Source organism: Paraburkholderia sp. Ac-20347, from assembly GCF_017104805.1.
GTDB classification, from domain to species: Bacteria; Pseudomonadota; Gammaproteobacteria; order Burkholderiales; family Burkholderiaceae; genus Paraburkholderia; species Paraburkholderia tropica.
In genome coordinates this window covers 1-687 of the sequence record NZ_JAAGPN010000633.1, presented here as the reverse complement: position 1 = coordinate 687, position 687 = coordinate 1, and the positions used below count along the sequence as shown (strand labels likewise).

1 protein-coding gene is annotated in these 687 nt (G+C 70.6%); it reads left to right on the top strand.

The window, feature by feature from the left end:
* Positions 1-665, top strand: a 665-nt coding sequence (locus G3N97_RS39130) for an MMPL family transporter (protein WP_205998043.1), incomplete at its 5' end; no start/stop codon positions are given.
* Between the last annotated feature and the right edge of the window lie 22 nt (positions 666-687).

Below are 687 nucleotides of genomic sequence, written 5' to 3'. Positions count from 1 at the left end.
ACGCGAACGCCGCGAGCGCCGCCAACACGTCGAGCCTCGACGCCGACGCAATCCGCGCCGCCGTCGCGCAGGCGGGCGTGCCGGGCGCGCTGTTCGTCGACCTCAAAACGGAAGCCGACCGCCTCTACGTGAATTACGTGCACGAAGACATCCGGCTCTCGCTTGCCGGCTTCGTGGCGATCTGCGTGCTGCTCGCGCTCGCGCTGCGTTCGCTGCGTCTGGCCGCGCGCGCGCTCGCGCCGCTCGTCGCCGCCGTGCTGGTGGTGATCGCGGGCTTCGCGCTCGCGGGCGTGCCGATGACGATCCTGCACCTCGTCGGGATGCTGCTGATCGTGGCGGTGGGCTCGAACTATGCGCTGTTTTTCTGCAAGCGCGGCGCGACGCGGCACGGGCAATCCGCTGACGAATCGGCGCCCATCGCGCCGCACACGCTGGTCTCGCTGCTGGTGGCGAATCTCGCGACCGTCGCAGGCTTCGGGCTGCTCGCGCTCTCGCATGTGCCGCTGCTCGAAACCTTCGGCCTGACCGTCGGCCCCGGCGCGATGCTCGCGCTCGCGTTTGCGGCAATCCTCGCGCCGCGCGGCGCGACCACGTCCGCCGCGCAGGAAGTGAAAGCCGGCGCACACGCCGACACGCAATCCCATCGACAAGGAAACCCAGCATGAACGGGCCCACGCCGCCGGGAGA